Source organism: Mesorhizobium sp. M7A.F.Ca.CA.002.15.2.1 (assembly GCF_003998715.1).
Lineage (GTDB): Bacteria > Pseudomonadota > Alphaproteobacteria > Rhizobiales > Rhizobiaceae > Mesorhizobium > Mesorhizobium ciceri.
The window spans coordinates 1-13,778 of record NZ_RZPI01000064.1 but is presented as its reverse complement, the minus strand read 5'-3'; the positions used below and the strand labels follow the sequence as shown (position 1 = coordinate 13,778).

Sequence of the window (13,778 nt, the reverse complement as noted above, 5' to 3'; positions counted from 1 at the left end):
GGAAAACTGGGTAAGAACCGCCGATATTGCGAAGGCGACGACGCCCCATGCGCCAAATTCCGGAAAGACGGCAAAAGGCAAGATCAGCGCGAGGTCCGAAACGACGTCGCACAACTCGTTAAGATACATGCCGAGCGTCGAGGCTTGGCCATGCTCGCGCGCCAGCATGCCGTCCACGGCATTCAGCGCCATGCGCACGAACATCACCACGGGGATAAGCAACAGCAGCCAGCGCCATTCATGCCGGATCGCAATGGCCGCGCCGGCGGCTATCGACATCGCGGCCGCCAGGATGGTTATGCTGTTTGCGGTGACCCCGATGGCCGCCAGCCGATTGACCAGCGGCCGCAGTCGGCCCTGGAAGGCCGGCTTGAGAGCGTAAAGCGTCGGCATTGCGTTGATCCCCCGATCCTGTTCAGCGGCTGTACATCAATATGCCAGACGCGACCAGCGGAGAGGCGGCGCGGCCATCATGCGTTCGCAAATCGATAACCATGATTGGCCCGGCAAAGCTGTCATGCACATTTGTCGGCTTTGTGTGCACTGCGGCACCTTGAATAGTGAGCACGCTTATTATATATCCCGCTCATGGTTTCCGATGGCATCGACAGATTGGGCTTCTTGATCCACGACGTGCAGCGCCTGATGCGCAAGCGCTTCGAGGCGAGGGCCAGTGGCTTGGGGCTTTCTTCGGCGCAATGGCGGCTTCTGGTCCGCGTTGCCAAGGAAGACGGTGTCGCGCAGGCGCGGCTGGCCGAACTTCTCGAAATCGAGCCGATCAGCGTTTCGCGCCTGGTCGACCGCATGGAGGAGGGAGGCTGGATCGAGCGTCGTTCCGACGCTGCCGATCGCCGCGTCCGCATGATCTTCCTGACGCCCAAGGCAAGCGATGCCTACGCCGTGATCAAGAGCATTGCCGGGGAAGTCTATGAGGAATCGCTTGTCAACGTGAAACCGGAAGCCCGTCGCATCCTCGTCGAGGGACTTGAGGCGATGGTCCGCAACCTGACCGACGACGAGACGCCGTCCATTGAAAAAGTGAAGAACACAGAGGGCGCAGCAGCATGAACGCGGTAGCCAAGATAGACGAGAAAGTGACCGAACTGGAAATGGAAGCGCCGGCGCAGCCGGCCGCGGCCCCGGCGACCGTTGCTCCCCCGGTGCAGCCGGCTCCGGCGCCGGTGAAGAAAAAGCGCCGGCTGGGCCGCTTCCTGCTGATGGTCGCGCTGCCTGCGGCATTGGCTGTTGGCGGCGGCTATGTCTGGGTTACCGGCGGCCGCTATCAGGAGACCGAGAACGCCAATCTGCAGCAGGCCAAGGTGTCGATCGCTTCCGACACGGCCGGCCGCATCGTCAAGGTCGACATCTTCGATAACCAGCTGGTCAAGCAGGGTGACGAGCTGTTTGCCATCGACCCCGAGCCCTACCGGATCGCGTTGGCGCAGGCCGACGCGGCGGTGGCGGGCGCGCGTCTCAATGTCGAGCAGTTGCGCGCCGCCTATGGCCAGTCGATGGCTCAGCAGAAGTCCGATGCCAGCCAGGTCGCCTTCGCCCAGTCGCAGTTCGACCGCGCCGCCGATCTTGCCCAGAAGGGCATCAACGCCAAATCGTCGCTGGACGAAGCCAAGAACGATCTCGACAAGGCCAAGCAGCAGCTCGCCGTTGCCGAGCAAGGCATCATCAGCGCCAAGGCAGCCCTTGGCGGCAATCCCGACATCGAAACCGACAAGCATCCGACCGTGATGGCCGCGCTCGCCGCGCGCGACAAGGCCGCCTACGACCTGGCGCAGACCACGGTCAAGGCGCCGGCTGACGGCATCGTCAGCCAGGCCTCGTCGTTCAAGGTCGGCCAGTATGTCGGTTCCGGCACGCCGCTGTTTTCGCTGGTCGAGACCGGCGACACTTGGATCGATGCCAATTTCAAGGAAACGCAGCTCACCCACATGAAGCCCGGCCAGAAGGCCGAGATCGTGGTCGACACCTATCCGGGGCGCACCTTCGAGGCGACGGTCAAGGCGATCGGCGCCGGCACGGGAGCCGAGTTCTCGCTGCTGCCGGCCCAGAATGCCACCGGCAACTGGGTCAAGGTCACACAGCGCATCCCGGTTCGTCTCGAACTGACCGATGCGGACGCCAAGATGGCGTTGCGCACCGGCATGAGCGCCACCGTTACCGTCGACACCGGCGTGGCGCGTGGCCTGCCTTCGATCTTCGGTCACGCCACGGCCGGCGAGGCCGCGCAGTAACGTCAACAGAATGCCGCAGGACCAGCGGCGGAGGTGAATAGCAGGATTGGTCTGATGGGAGGAGCTGGAAGGATCAGCGTTTGGGCACGCCGCATAGCGGCCTGGCCGAAGTCTGAAATCTCCGACGCGGACCCGTCGGTCCTCATGTTTCCGGGCGGCAGGCATCCGCTGATCAGAGACTTTCAGTCGATGTAACCCCCACATCGACAATCGCGTCCCACCGCGACGAGGGTCTCTCAACGGAAGGCGTTGCCGCCCGGAAACCCCTTGTACACGTTTTTGTTACCTGCTGGAAGTTCCACGCCATGAGCACGCCCGAACCCTTCAAAGAAGTGCCGCATCGCGGCCTGATCACGGTCGCGCTCATGTTGGCGACGATCATGCAGGCGCTCGACACGACGATCGCCAACGTCGCGCTGCCGACCATGACCGGCGATCTCGGCGCCTCGCCTGACAACATCAATTGGGTGCTGACCTCCTACATCGTTGCCGCCGCCATCATGACGCCGGTCACCGGCTGGCTGGCCGATCGCTTCGGCCGCAAGGAACTGTTCCTGACGGCGGTGGTCGGCTTCACCGTGTTTTCGATGCTGTGCGGCATCGCCTGGAGCCTGGAGACCATGGTGTTCTTCCGGCTGATGCAAGGCGTGTTCGGCGCCGCGATCGTGCCTCTGTCGCAGACCTTCCTGCTCGACATCAATCCCAGGGAACGCCATGGCCAGGCGATGGCCATCTGGGGCGCCGGTATCATGCTGGGTCCGATTCTGGGCCCGACACTCGGTGGCTGGCTGACCGAGAATTTCAACTGGCGTTGGGTGTTCTTCATCAATCTGCCGGTCGGCATCGTCGCCTTTCTCGGTATGGCCGCTTATTTGCCGGCTATCGCGCGGCGCGTGCGCGGCTTCGATTTCTTCGGCTTCGCCATGATATCGCTCGGCGTCGGCGCGCTTCAGCTGCTGCTCGACCGCGGCGGCGAGGTCGACTGGTTTTCCTCGGTCGAGATCTGGATCGAACTTGGTCTTTCGCTCACCGGCTTCTGGGTGTTCATCATTCACACCATGACGGCCGAGCACCCCTTCATCGATCCCAAGATCTTCCTCGACCGCAATTTCGTGACCGGGCTCGCATTCATCTTCGTCATGGGTGTGCTCATCCTGGCGAGCATGTCGCTGCTGCCGCCGATGCTGTCGACCATCTTCGGCTATCCGACCGTCACCATCGGCATCGTCATGGGGCCACGCGGCGTCGGCACCATGATCTCGATGCTCGTCGTCGGGCGGCTCATGAGCAGGATTGACGCCAGGATCCTCGTCGTCATCGGCTTCCTGCTGACCGCGCAGTCGCTCTACACCATGTCCAGCTTCACCCCGCAGATGGACAATTGGCTGATCATCAGCTCCGGCGTCATCCAGGGCCTGGGCATGGGGATGGTGTTCGTGCCGTTGTCGACCGTCGCCTTCGCCACGCTTGACGTGCGCTTCCGCACCGATGCCACGGCTCTGTTCAGCCTGGTGCGCAATCTTGGCTCGTCGATCGGCGTGTCGGTCGTGACGGTGTTGATGGTGCGCAACACGCAGATCAACCATGCCGAGCTTTCGGCCTTCATCAATCCGTTCAACCCCAATCTGTGGGCTGTCTCGCCGGCGGCCGCAGGCGGCGACCCAACGGCGCTCTCGCAGGTCGATCGCATGGTCAATCTCCAGGCCATGATGATCTCCTACGTCAACGACTTCAAAATACTCATGGTGATGACACTGCTTGCCATCCCGTTTGTTTTCCTGCTGCGCAAGCCGAAGCAGGCGCCAGCCGGCGGCGCGCCGGCGGCGCATATGGACTAGCTTTCCATCAAATCGTCTTGGGTGTGGCGCACCGAACCGGCACGTTTTCCTATTTTCCGAGCACGAGGCTCCAGTAACGGAGCTTGCTGTCGCTGCCGTCGCGCACATAGGCAAGGCCGAAGCGTGTGAAGCGCGGGTCGAGCATGTTGCGGCGATGGCCTGGTGAATGCACCCAGATGTCGAACAGCTTATCGAGGTCGAAACGACCCTCGGCGATGTTCTCCGCCGCGGCACCGGAAATTCTATTGTCCCTGACGCGCGAGGCGAAATCCTTGCCCCAGCCGGTGGTGTGGCTCATGCGGCGGCGCTGCGCCATGTAGCCTGCCTGCTGCAGGGCGGCCTGTTCGAGCTGCCGGTCGGGGACCAGCGGCGCGAGCCCGGCCGAGGCGCGGATGCTGGCCAGCGTGCTGGTGGCGGAGGAGGAGACCCCGGCGCCTTCGCCGGTTGGCAGTGAAACGGTGCTGCAGGCGGCGAGCCCCGCCAGGGCTGCGAGGCCGGTCAGCACCATGCGCCTGTTCAGCTTCGGGATCGGGTGGGTTTCGATTTTCGCTATGGTCATGCCTCTGAGATAATAGCGATCATGGCTTTTGCCGGGCAGGGCGGCGAAAATCGAAGAGGGGGCGACAGACTGACGCTGGCCGGTACAACGCTGATCGGCGTGGCATGCTGGGCGGAATTTCACCAGGCGATCGACGGCGCTGCCTATCCCAGGCTGGCCGGATTGCGCCTCGCATCGAAACCGATCCGGCCGTGCGTTACCGCCATTTTTCTCAACGCTACCGCTGGCGCCGCCGCACGTCAGGTTGTCTCTCATTTCACCAGAGTGATCATCCGATCGGCATACATTGTGCGATTTCCAAGCGCCGCCGCGCAGTCGGACTTGACGGACGAGTTCCCGGTCATCTGTATCGTATTGCCGACAAGCCTGAGACAGTCGCCCTGGGCGCTCATATCAGAATTGCCGGCGTAGGAAATGGGCGCGTCCGGCGCGTAGATGAAACCGCTGAGCACGGAATTTGCGCCACCATTCAATGTCAGGGCAGACGTGTTGCCGTGATCCTGGAAAATGGTGATGCCAGCATAAGGGCCGCTGGTGGGCGGGGAAAGGTTCACCTTCTCATTGGCATTTATGTAGATCTGAGCGCTTTCCATGAGGAAAATGGTCACGCCCTGGCCAGTCAGGCTGCCGTTTCCCCCTGGCTTTATGGTGGTGCCGCGCATGATGTAGACGCCCGGATTAAGCGTGATGTTCCCCGATAATGTCTTGTCGCAATAAGTGCCGGGCGACAGCGTGTAGGTTTTGCCGTTCGGGACAGGCAAACACAATGTGTAAGGGGGAGGAACGACGTCGGCCAATGGATCAAAGGATGCGTACCTATGTTCGTGCGGCGTTCCGCAGGCGAGACTGGCGCTGGGTGGCAACAGCCCGCTGGTGCCACCGACGGTTGAGACACAGCCGGCCGAAACCAGTGCGGAACCACCCCTGTTGACGGAATCCGACGCGTCCGAGTTCGCCGCGATCACGCAATTGTCCATCGAGACGTTGGTCGAGCCCTGCAGGTTCACGGCGGCGGACGCATGCGGATCGAGCGCCAGCACGCAGGCCTGCGCGCCAGGTTTTATCTTGACCGAGGCCGAGCGGTAGGCCTGCCAGGGGGCCGAGGCGCTGATGAAGCTTGGGCGGCTTATGCTGGACGACAGCGAGATAAAGTAGGCGCTTGGACTGCCGCTTGCCGTTGCCGCGAAAGCGGAGACGCTGCCCAAATATTCCTGCTGGTCGGCCGCGCTCATATTGGCGGCGAAGAACTGCAGCCCAAGCTGCTGGACATCGCCAGCCGCCATATCGGGAGAGAACTTCGTGCCGATGGCGAGCCCAGCCGCGTCCAGCGAGTTCTGGAGTTGCGAGGCGTCATGGCTCGTGCCGATCAGATCGACGGCGCCGGCCAAACCAATCATTATTGGCAGCATAGCGAAGGCGGTCGTTATGGCAAAGTTGCCGCGCTCCGAAGACCAGAAGGCTTTCAATGCGAACATAGTCCCTCGCCGAAACTCGTAAAGCTCAGGTGATACGCCAGGGATCCCTACGAGTAATTTAAGTAAATGCTAAAATGCGTAAATGCTAAAATGCAGCACAATGATTGGCCAAAACGAAGGTCTGCCAAGGTACGCCATATGAGAGGCCATACGGAGAGTTGAACACAACGAGGAGTTGCTCCCCAGGCCATTGACCCGGCGACAATCGCCGCCAACTCTGCTATCATGCTTCTCGATCTTGAAGTGGCAGCTCTGGCGGCCATCCAGGCGGTGACCGCCCCGACACACGGGAGGAAGGTTATGGCCGGCTTTCATGTCATGGCGGACGCACGTGGAATGCATGTGCAGCCGACGGTGCGCCGCATCACCACGTCGGACCTTTGGGATGCGTTGCGTCTCGGGTTCGAGGATTTCTGGGCAAAACCATCGCACTACGTGTTCCTGTGCCTGATCTATCCCATCGTCGGCCTGATCCTGACGCAGTGGACGTCCGGCGCCAATGCCATCCAGCTCATCTATCCCCTGATGTCGGGTTTCGCTCTGGTCGGGCCGTTTGCGGCGCTCGGCCTTTACGAGATCAGCCGCCGGCGCGAGCTCGGCATGAACACCTCCTGGCGGCACGCGTTTGATGTCCGGCGCTCGTCCGCGATCCCGTCGATCGCCGTCATCGGCGTCATGCTGGTGGCGCTGTTCCTGTTGTGGCTCTACACCGCGCAATCGATCTACACTGGCCTGTTCGGAGACCAGCCGCCGGCCTCGATCGGCGGCTTCATCCGCGACGTGCTGACCACCAGTAAGGGCTGGACGCTGATCCTTGCCGGTAATGCCGCGGGCTTTGTCTTTGCCGTAATCGTGCTGGCCACCACTGTGGTTGCCTTCCCGCTGCTGCTCGACCGCGACGTCGGCGCCGTCTCAGCCATCGAGACCTCGGCCCGGGCGGTGATGGCCAACCCGCTGCAAATGGCGCTGTGGGGCTTGCTGGTCGCCGTGCTTCTGGTGATCGGTTCGATCCCGCTGTTTGCCGGGCTCGCCGTCGTCATGCCGGTGCTCGGCCATGCCACCTGGCATCTCTACCGCAAGGTGGTCGAGCCGGAGCGGGCACAGCAGATAAGACGGCCGATGTAACGAAGCAGGCACCCATGGCCTTCACCCTGCCGAGACTGCCCAACAAGGTCGTCTGTCTGACCTGCCTTTGTATCGGTAGCTATCTGCATGCCGCGCCAGCGCGCGCTGACCAGCCGGTGCAGTTTGAAAGCGCGGCTTCGGAGCCAACGCCATTTCAGAAGCGCATTGCGCAAGCGGGCGGCAACGTCCCGAGGGCCGTTCCCGGCACGCCGCTGCAGGGGTATTTAACGCGTCCGCCGGGTGAGGGGCCGTTCCCGGCTGTCGTGGTTCTGCACGGATGTTCAGGTTTGCCCCGAAGTGTAAGGAAAACCTGGTCCGAGCGACTGTCTTCCTGGGGTTACGTCGTCCTCGTCGTCGACAGCTTCAGCACCCGCGGCATTAAGGAGACCTGTGATGGCCTCCACCCTGTTGATCGCGTATATGACGCCTACGGCGCTCTGGAATACCTATCAAAATACAGTTTTGTCGACCCGCGGCGCATTGCGTTGATGGGGTTCTCCGCTGGCGGGAACGCAACGCTCGAGGCCTTGCAGTCTGGTGGAGACGAGCGGCTTATGGAGCGCAAATTCAAGGCTGCGATCGCCTACTATCCGGATTGTTCGGCAACGAATGGCGACATGGCGGTCCCGACCTTGATCCTGATCGGCGAGCTGGACGATCGGACCCCCGCCAAAAATTGCCAGGAGATGATGACGCAGCGCAGCGGCAAGGGAAGCTCTGTGCAGCTTGACGTCTACCCGGGTGCTCGTCACGGATTTGACTCCGCAGGATTGAAGACCGGCATCGAGGCCTATGGTCAGTACAATGCTGCCGAGCAATCCATCCTTGCCTCTCATGCATTCCTGAAAGAAGTCTTCGGCGGCTGACAGCGGCGACCGCCGGTTTGCACTCTCAGCGCTGCGCGTCTGTCGCCATCTTCAGCGCAAGAGCCGCCAGCACGGTTCCCATCATCCAGCGCTGGATGACCAGCCACAAGGGCCGTCCGGCGAGAAAGGTGGCGATTGAACCGGCCGTTACCGCGATGACGGCATTGACGCTGAGGCTGATCGAGATCTGTGTCGCGCCGAGCACCAGGAGCTGCGACAGGACGTGACCCTTGCCGGGGCTGATGAACTGCGGCAACAGCGACAGATAGAGCACGGCCACCTTCGGATTGAGCAGATTGGTCATCAGGCCCATGGCGAAAAGCTTGCGCGGCCGGTCCCTCGGCAATTCGCGCACTTCGAATGGCGAGCGTCCGCCCGGCTTCACCGCCTGCCAGGCCAGCCACAGGAGATAGAGCACGCCGGCAAAGCGCAGCGCATCATAGGCGTAGGGCACTGCGAGCAGCAGCGCGGTGATGCCGAATGCCGCCGCCAGTACATAGAAGACAAAGCCGAGCGCCACGCCGCCAAGCGAGATGAGCCCCGCCTTCGGCCCCTGCGACAGGGAACGCGAGATCAAATAGATCATGTTGGGGCCAGGCGTCAGCACCATGCCGAGGCAGACCAGCGCGAAGGCGAGATGATTGGCTGTTTCGGGCATCTGTTCTTCCCCAGCGCGCCGCGAATGGACGCGCGATCCGGCAGGCGGCCAAGATGTGCCTGTCCCGGGAGGCGCGCGCAAGTGCATGGCGGCGCCAGCCGTTGTTCCAGCCAGCCCCCGAAGCCTGAGGATCAGCCGACGATGCGCAGGTTCGACAATTCGTTGCCGATTTCCTTGAAATCGTTCGACAAGCTGGCGCCGGTGGCATTCCAGAACAGTTTTGCCGGCTTGCTCGCGTCCGTTGGATCCTTGCGGAAGCGCGAGTTCGACGAGCAGGATTTCAGCGCCTCGATCGCCTGCTGATCGGCGGTTTTGGTCGTCGACAGGTCGAGCGCCACCGTCATCACCATGATATTGGCTGCCTTGGCGTTGTTGCAAAGCGTCGCCATCTGCTCGTTGAGCGCGTTGGTGTAGTTGCCGTTCGAATAGTCGAACTGGCCAATGGCGCTCGATGTGCCCATGAACAGGCGGCCCACCGAAGTGCCGTTGTAGCCTGGGTTGAGATAGCCGAAGGACGCATAGGTCGATTTCGAATCGGCGGGGTCGGAATGGCTGAGCGAGGACGGCGTGTAGTAGGTATTGGCGCCGTCGGTCAGCACGATGACGACCTTGTCGTTGCCTCTCTCGGTTTCCGGGCGGCCTTGCGTGAACGGCTCGCCGCTCGAAACCACCCGCCAACCCCAGGCCATGCCTTCGGGAACATTGGTGCCGCCATCGGGCTTCATCAGGTCGATCGCGGCCTTGATCGCGGTAAGCCCAGTGGTAACGCTGACATCGGTCAGCGGCGTGATCGGGTTGGTGGAGCAGCTGTAGTTCGGCCCGTTGCCGGCGGCCAGCGCCGGCGCATTGATCGGCCTCGGTTGGAAATATTTGGACATGTTGCGCAGCCGGGATTGGCCGGTGCTGCTCGTCGGGTCGTCATTCCACCAGCTGTTGATGGCGCCATAGGTCGTCGGCGCGGCCTCGTCGGGATCCTGGGTGAGCCTCCAATGGTTGCCGGGTTCGTCCGGGGCGAACATCGGCACAAACATCGTCGCCGGATCGCCGACCCCTATGCCGGTGTTCGCCGAGCCGCCGGAAGGCGCCGCGTCGTTGACATTGTAGGGATAAGGCCTGGCCTCGACGCAGCCCTGCCAACTGGCGAACGGGCCATAGGTGTCGATGTAGTCGTATTCGTCGTGGTCGCGTTTGCAGGTGTTGTTCGGGTTGTATTCGTCGCACACCACGCGCTTGCTGTTGACGACACGCTCATGGTTGGTGACGACCTTCATGTCGCGATAGAGCGAAAACCGGGTCAGCATCTGGCCTTCGTCGGTTCCCCATCCGGTGCCGCGCTTGTACCAGATGCCGTTGGTCTGCTGGGCGTATTTGTCGGCTGCGTTCAGCGTCGACCAGTCGAAATTCTCGTTCGATACCGGCGACAATCCTTCGGTATCCATCCAGGGCGCATTGCCGTTGCCGGGCCCGACATTGACCGAGGCGGCAAACGGCACGAGGCCGAACTGCACCGGCCTGTCGACCTGCTTGATCATCGCCGCCTGCTGGGCCAGCGTGTCGACCAGCTGTTTTGCCGCGGTCTTGAGAAGGTCGATGCGCGTTTGCCCCGAGCCCGTTCCGGTCTTGGTCATCGACCCGGAATTGTCGAGTACCAGGGCGACTTCAAGAGTGTTCTTCAGCCGCACTTCCGAGGTGATGTTGAAGCTGATCCTCTGGTTGGCGTCGGTTTCGGATTTGCCGACGAGCTGGCCGAAGACCGGATAGAAATAGGGCTTGTAGTCCAGCCGCGCGGTCATCTTGAGCAAGCCGCCGCCGGTGGTGTTGCTTGGCAAGGTGACGGTGAGCGTCGTATTGGCGGGATTGATCTTGTTGAGGTTGGCATTGAAGAAGTCGAGCGCATAGGCCCTCAACTGGTCGTCGGTGGCACCCTCCGTCAGCCGGCGCGCCGTGGCGAAGTTTGCGGCATCGAGCGCGTTCGAAACCGCCTGTTTTTCGCGGCTCATCTCGGTGAAGTCGACGGCCATTGCCAGGGCGCCCATCAGCGGAACCATAGCGACGACCGTCATAAGAGCATAGTTGCCGCGTTGGTCGCGGCAGAACTGACGCCAAAGTCCATGCATGTCTTGGAGCGGCCCCCGCCGGCGGATTCTCGATCGACGCCAGCTTTCCACAAAACGCTGAAGGCCGGGTTTGGCAAATCGCTCTATTGCCGGGTCAGCACTTCACCAACCGCTAACCAATCGTGCCTGGCGAAAGCTGGTGACAGGCCGGAATGGTTCGGCTAATCCGAACCGGCTGCGGCGAACCGTCTGTCGTGGCGGTCGCAACGATCATGACTGAAGGAAACGGCATGGCGGATTCGCCTGAAATCATCGGCTCGCTCGAAGACGTGTCGAAGGCCTATTCGGCAATCCTGTGCGACGTCTGGGGCGTGGTCCATAATGGCGAAACGCATTTCCCTGTGGCGGCCTCCGCATTGGCAAGGGCTCGAGAGGCGAAAATCCCCGTCGTCCTGATCACCAATTCGCCGCGCAGAAGTGCCGATGTCGTGGCGCAGATGAACGCGATCGGTGTTCCACCGTCAGCCTACGACCGGGTGGTTACCTCAGGCGACGTGACCCGGGATCTGATCGCCGAAGGGCCGCGCAAGATTTTCCATATCGGCGCCGACCGCGACTTCACCCTCTATGAAGGTCTCGACGTCGAGCTTGTCGAGGAGTTCGAGGCGTCCGGCGTCGTCTGTACCGGCCTGTTCGACGACGAGGTCGAGAAGCCCGAGGATTACGCGGAGCTCCTGCGGCGGCTGCGCGCCAGGAACCTGCCTTTCATCTGCGCAAATCCCGACATCGTGGTCGAACGTGGCGAACGCATCATCTGGTGTGCCGGCGCGCTGGCGCGTGACTATGCCCAGCTCGGCGGCCGCACATTGATCGCTGGAAAACCTTACGCGCCGATCTACAATCTCGCGATGAAGGAGGTTGCCGAGATTCTTGGCCAGCCGGTCGAGCGCGGCCAGGTGCTGGCCATCGGCGACGGCATGATGACCGATGTGAAGGGCGCCGCCGACAATGGCTTCGATGTTCTTTATGTCTCCGGCGGTATCCATGCCCGCGACTATGGCGATGCCCTGCAACCGGATCCGGCAAGATTGGCGGCCTTCCTGGAAAAGCATGGCTATGGTCCGGTGGCCGTCATTCCCAGACTTCGGTAGGTGACGATGGCAGCCTTCCAGCGCATCCTGGCAACCGCGCCGCTTCCCGCCGACCTGCGCGGCGGCGTCGTGGCGATCGGCAATTTCGATGGCGTCCATCGCGGCCATCAGGCGGTGCTCGAGCGAGCCTCGGCGGAGGCAGGACGGCGCGGCGTGCCGGCCCTGGTGCTGACATTCGAACCGCATCCGCGCAAGATCTTCAGGCCTGATATCCCGTTGTTCGTGCTGACGCCGCCGCCGATGAAGGCGCGGCTGCTGTCGCTGCTGGGCTTTGCCGCGCTCGTCGAGCAGCCGTTCACGCGCGACTTCGCCTCGCTGTCGGCGGAAGCGTTCGTGACGGATGTGCTGGAAACGAACCTCGGCATTACTCACGCCGTAACCGGGTTCGACTTCCATTTCGGCAAGGATCGTCAGGGCGGCCCGGCCTACCTGATGGCGGCCGGCGAGCGTCACGGCTTCGGCGTCACGCTCGTCGACGCGTTCCGGGACGAGGGCGCCGAGGTGGTGTCGTCCAGCCGTATCCGCGGATTGCTGGGCGAGGGTGAAGTGGCTGAAGCCGCCGGTCTGCTCGGCTACCGGTTCACCGTCGAAAGCGAGGTGGTCGGCGGACAGCAGCTTGGCCGCACCCTTGGCTTTCCAACCGCGAATATGAGGCTGTCGGCTGAAGCCGCACTCAGGGAGGGCATCTATGCCGTCCGCTTCCGCCGCGCCGACGGCACGCTTCACGACGGCGTCGCCAGCTTTGGCCGACGCCCGACAGTCGACGACAACGGCGCGCCGCTGCTGGAAACCTTTGTCTTCGATTTCTCCGGCGACCTCTATGGCGAGGTTTGTCAGGTTTCCTTCTTCGGTTTCCTGCGTCCGGAGGTGAAGTTCGAGGGGCTCGACGCGCTGGTCGCGCAGATGAAGCGCGATGAAGCCGAGGCACGCGCGCTGCTTGCCGGCGTCAGGCCGCTCTCCGACCTCGACGCTGCGATGGCATTTTAAGCTACTTCTTCAGTGCCAGGCCAACGGCGATGAAGGTCCAGCCCTGGAAGATCAGATCGATCGCCAGGAACAGACCGAGCACCCACAGGCTGTTGACCGGCCAGCCCATGGCGATGATCAGGCCCGCAAGCGCGGTGATGACACCGGCAGCGACGATCCAGCCCCAGCCGCGTTCCGGCCGATGGCTGTAGCCGACCCAGGCCCTGAGCACCCCTGACGCGACCAGCGCAATCGCCAGCAGGAATGTCAGCACCGCCGAGGCAAGCAACGGATTGCCGAAAGCGAAGAAGCCGGCAACGGCGTACAGCAGTCCGCTGAGCAGCCAGTAGAAGAAGCGGCTCCAGGTCTTGACGCCGAACGCGTGCACGATCTCGATGATGCCCGCCATCAGCATCAGCCATCCCACGACGTAGACGGAAGCCACCGTGGCGACGAACAGGTTGGCGAAGGCAATGCCGCCGAAGATGAGCAGCAGCACACCGAGCGCGACAAACCATCCCCATTTTGTCCGTGTCTGTTCGATCGCGATTTTCAGGGCGTCGCCATGCAGGGTCATTGTCGCGGTCTCCATCGAGGGCTGCGGAATACTGCGGATGGAAGGTAATCCGGGCGCGGGCCAACGTCCAGTCGATGACCGGCAGCGGCATCGCGGCAAAGCGCGAGCGTATGTCTCGGGTTTAAATCAAATTTTACCAAACGGCCGTCAAAGCTGTCATCGGTAATCGTGTGTGTCGTGTTAGTGGAGTGGCCATGAGTCCGGTCGGAAGAATCTCTCTAGTGTTGGCCGCTGCGGTGCTGGGCGGGGCGGGCGCCGCC

Annotated in this window: 13 protein-coding genes; 7 read left to right on the top strand and 6 right to left on the bottom strand. The window is 62.4% G+C overall.

The genetic code is table 11. The features are described from left to right. The coding region (locus tag ENZ74_RS06450) for a CDP-alcohol phosphatidyltransferase family protein (RefSeq protein ID WP_164760959.1) at positions 1–393 on the bottom strand (393 nt) is incomplete at its 3' end. Positions 394–588: 195 nt separating this feature from the next. Between ENZ74_RS06450 and ENZ74_RS06445 the strand changes: the two genes are divergently transcribed. The 3 genes from ENZ74_RS06445 (at position 589) to ENZ74_RS06435 (ending at position 4,084) form a co-directional block, all read left to right on the top strand. After that, positions 589–1,068 carry a MarR family transcriptional regulator gene (locus ENZ74_RS06445; protein WP_063167717.1) on the top strand — a complete coding sequence of 160 codons (480 nt, stop codon included), beginning with the start codon at positions 589–591 and terminating at the stop codon, positions 1,066–1,068. Further along, positions 1,065–2,246: an HlyD family secretion protein gene (locus ENZ74_RS06440; protein WP_013532371.1), complete on the top strand. Its 1,182-nt coding sequence runs from the start codon at positions 1,065–1,067 to the stop codon at positions 2,244–2,246. Before ENZ74_RS06445 ends, ENZ74_RS06440 begins: the two co-directional genes overlap by 4 nt. A 305-nt stretch (positions 2,247–2,551) precedes the next feature. Next, a complete protein-coding gene (locus tag ENZ74_RS06435) occupies positions 2,552–4,084 on the top strand; it encodes a DHA2 family efflux MFS transporter permease subunit (RefSeq protein WP_013532370.1) in 1,533 nt (510 codons plus the stop codon). 49 nt (positions 4,085–4,133) lie between these two features. Here ENZ74_RS06435 and ENZ74_RS06430 read toward each other — a convergent pair whose 3' ends face one another. Together ENZ74_RS06430 and ENZ74_RS06425 are read right to left on the bottom strand one after the other, a co-directional pair. After that, complete coding sequence (locus ENZ74_RS06430; protein ID WP_063167718.1) at positions 4,134–4,643, bottom strand: CAP domain-containing protein; 510 nt, start codon at positions 4,641–4,643, stop codon at positions 4,134–4,136. Positions 4,644–4,894: 251 nt separating this feature from the next. Continuing rightward, positions 4,895–6,118, bottom strand: a complete 1,224-nt coding sequence (locus tag ENZ74_RS06425; protein WP_027163217.1) for a TadE/TadG family type IV pilus assembly protein — start codon at positions 6,116–6,118, stop codon at positions 4,895–4,897. A 300-nt stretch (positions 6,119–6,418) separates the two neighbouring features. Between ENZ74_RS06425 and ENZ74_RS06420 the strand changes: the two genes are divergently transcribed. Further along, positions 6,419–7,243: a DUF2189 domain-containing protein gene (locus tag ENZ74_RS06420; RefSeq protein ID WP_013532367.1), complete on the top strand. Its 825-nt coding sequence runs from the start codon at positions 6,419–6,421 to the stop codon at positions 7,241–7,243. Between the two features lie 14 nt (positions 7,244–7,257). After that, a complete protein-coding gene (locus ENZ74_RS06415; protein WP_063167719.1) occupies positions 7,258–8,109 on the top strand; it encodes a dienelactone hydrolase family protein in 852 nt (283 codons plus the stop codon). 25 nt (positions 8,110–8,134) lie between these two features. Here the strand turns inward: ENZ74_RS06415 and ENZ74_RS06410 are convergent, their stop codons facing one another. Next, on the bottom strand, positions 8,135–8,767 hold the full coding sequence (locus ENZ74_RS06410; protein WP_024504845.1) for a LysE family translocator: 633 nt from the start codon (positions 8,765–8,767) through the stop codon (positions 8,135–8,137). Positions 8,768–8,898: 131 nt separating this feature from the next. Continuing rightward, positions 8,899–10,884, bottom strand: a complete 1,986-nt coding sequence (locus ENZ74_RS06405) for a TadE/TadG family type IV pilus assembly protein (protein ID WP_027163218.1) — start codon at positions 10,882–10,884, stop codon at positions 8,899–8,901. 230 nt (positions 10,885–11,114) lie between these two features. On the opposite strand from ENZ74_RS06405, the gene ENZ74_RS06400 reads away from it, so the two are divergent. Together ENZ74_RS06400 and ENZ74_RS06395 are read left to right on the top strand one after the other, a co-directional pair. Continuing rightward, a complete protein-coding gene (locus ENZ74_RS06400; RefSeq protein WP_063170199.1) occupies positions 11,115–11,975 on the top strand; it encodes a TIGR01459 family HAD-type hydrolase in 861 nt (286 codons plus the stop codon). 6 nt (positions 11,976–11,981) lie between these two features. Beyond that, positions 11,982–12,962 (top strand): bifunctional riboflavin kinase/FAD synthetase, encoded by a 981-nt coding sequence (locus ENZ74_RS06395; protein ID WP_063170200.1) that lies wholly within the window; start codon positions 11,982–11,984, stop codon positions 12,960–12,962. Position 12,963: 1 nt separating this feature from the next. On the opposite strand, the gene ENZ74_RS06390 is transcribed toward ENZ74_RS06395, so the two are convergent. After that, positions 12,964–13,518, bottom strand: coding sequence for an HdeD family acid-resistance protein (locus ENZ74_RS06390; RefSeq protein ID WP_013532362.1), 555 nt, complete (start codon positions 13,516–13,518; stop codon positions 12,964–12,966). Positions 13,519–13,778 lie beyond the last annotated feature (260 nt).

What these genes read in the sequence shown, in the direction of transcription:
- ENZ74_RS06445 (WP_063167717.1), top strand. Translation starts at nt 589, where the DNA reads ATGGTTTCCGATGGCATCGACAGATTGGGCTTCTTGATCCACGACGTG.
- ENZ74_RS06440 (WP_013532371.1), top strand. Translation starts at nt 1,065, where the DNA reads ATGAACGCGGTAGCCAAGATAGACGAGAAAGTGACCGAACTGGAAATG.
- ENZ74_RS06435 (WP_013532370.1), top strand. Translation starts at nt 2,552, where the DNA reads ATGAGCACGCCCGAACCCTTCAAAGAAGTGCCGCATCGCGGCCTGATC.
- ENZ74_RS06430 (WP_063167718.1), bottom strand. Translation starts at nt 4,643, where the DNA reads ATGACCATAGCGAAAATCGAAACCCACCCGATCCCGAAGCTGAACAGG.
- ENZ74_RS06425 (WP_027163217.1), bottom strand. Translation starts at nt 6,118, where the DNA reads ATGTTCGCATTGAAAGCCTTCTGGTCTTCGGAGCGCGGCAACTTTGCC.
- ENZ74_RS06420 (WP_013532367.1), top strand. Translation starts at nt 6,419, where the DNA reads ATGGCCGGCTTTCATGTCATGGCGGACGCACGTGGAATGCATGTGCAG.
- ENZ74_RS06415 (WP_063167719.1), top strand. Translation starts at nt 7,258, where the DNA reads ATGGCCTTCACCCTGCCGAGACTGCCCAACAAGGTCGTCTGTCTGACC.
- ENZ74_RS06410 (WP_024504845.1), bottom strand. Translation starts at nt 8,767, where the DNA reads ATGCCCGAAACAGCCAATCATCTCGCCTTCGCGCTGGTCTGCCTCGGC.
- ENZ74_RS06405 (WP_027163218.1), bottom strand. Translation starts at nt 10,884, where the DNA reads ATGCATGGACTTTGGCGTCAGTTCTGCCGCGACCAACGCGGCAACTAT.
- ENZ74_RS06400 (WP_063170199.1), top strand. Translation starts at nt 11,115, where the DNA reads ATGGCGGATTCGCCTGAAATCATCGGCTCGCTCGAAGACGTGTCGAAG.
- ENZ74_RS06395 (WP_063170200.1), top strand. Translation starts at nt 11,982, where the DNA reads ATGGCAGCCTTCCAGCGCATCCTGGCAACCGCGCCGCTTCCCGCCGAC.
- ENZ74_RS06390 (WP_013532362.1), bottom strand. Translation starts at nt 13,518, where the DNA reads ATGACCCTGCATGGCGACGCCCTGAAAATCGCGATCGAACAGACACGG.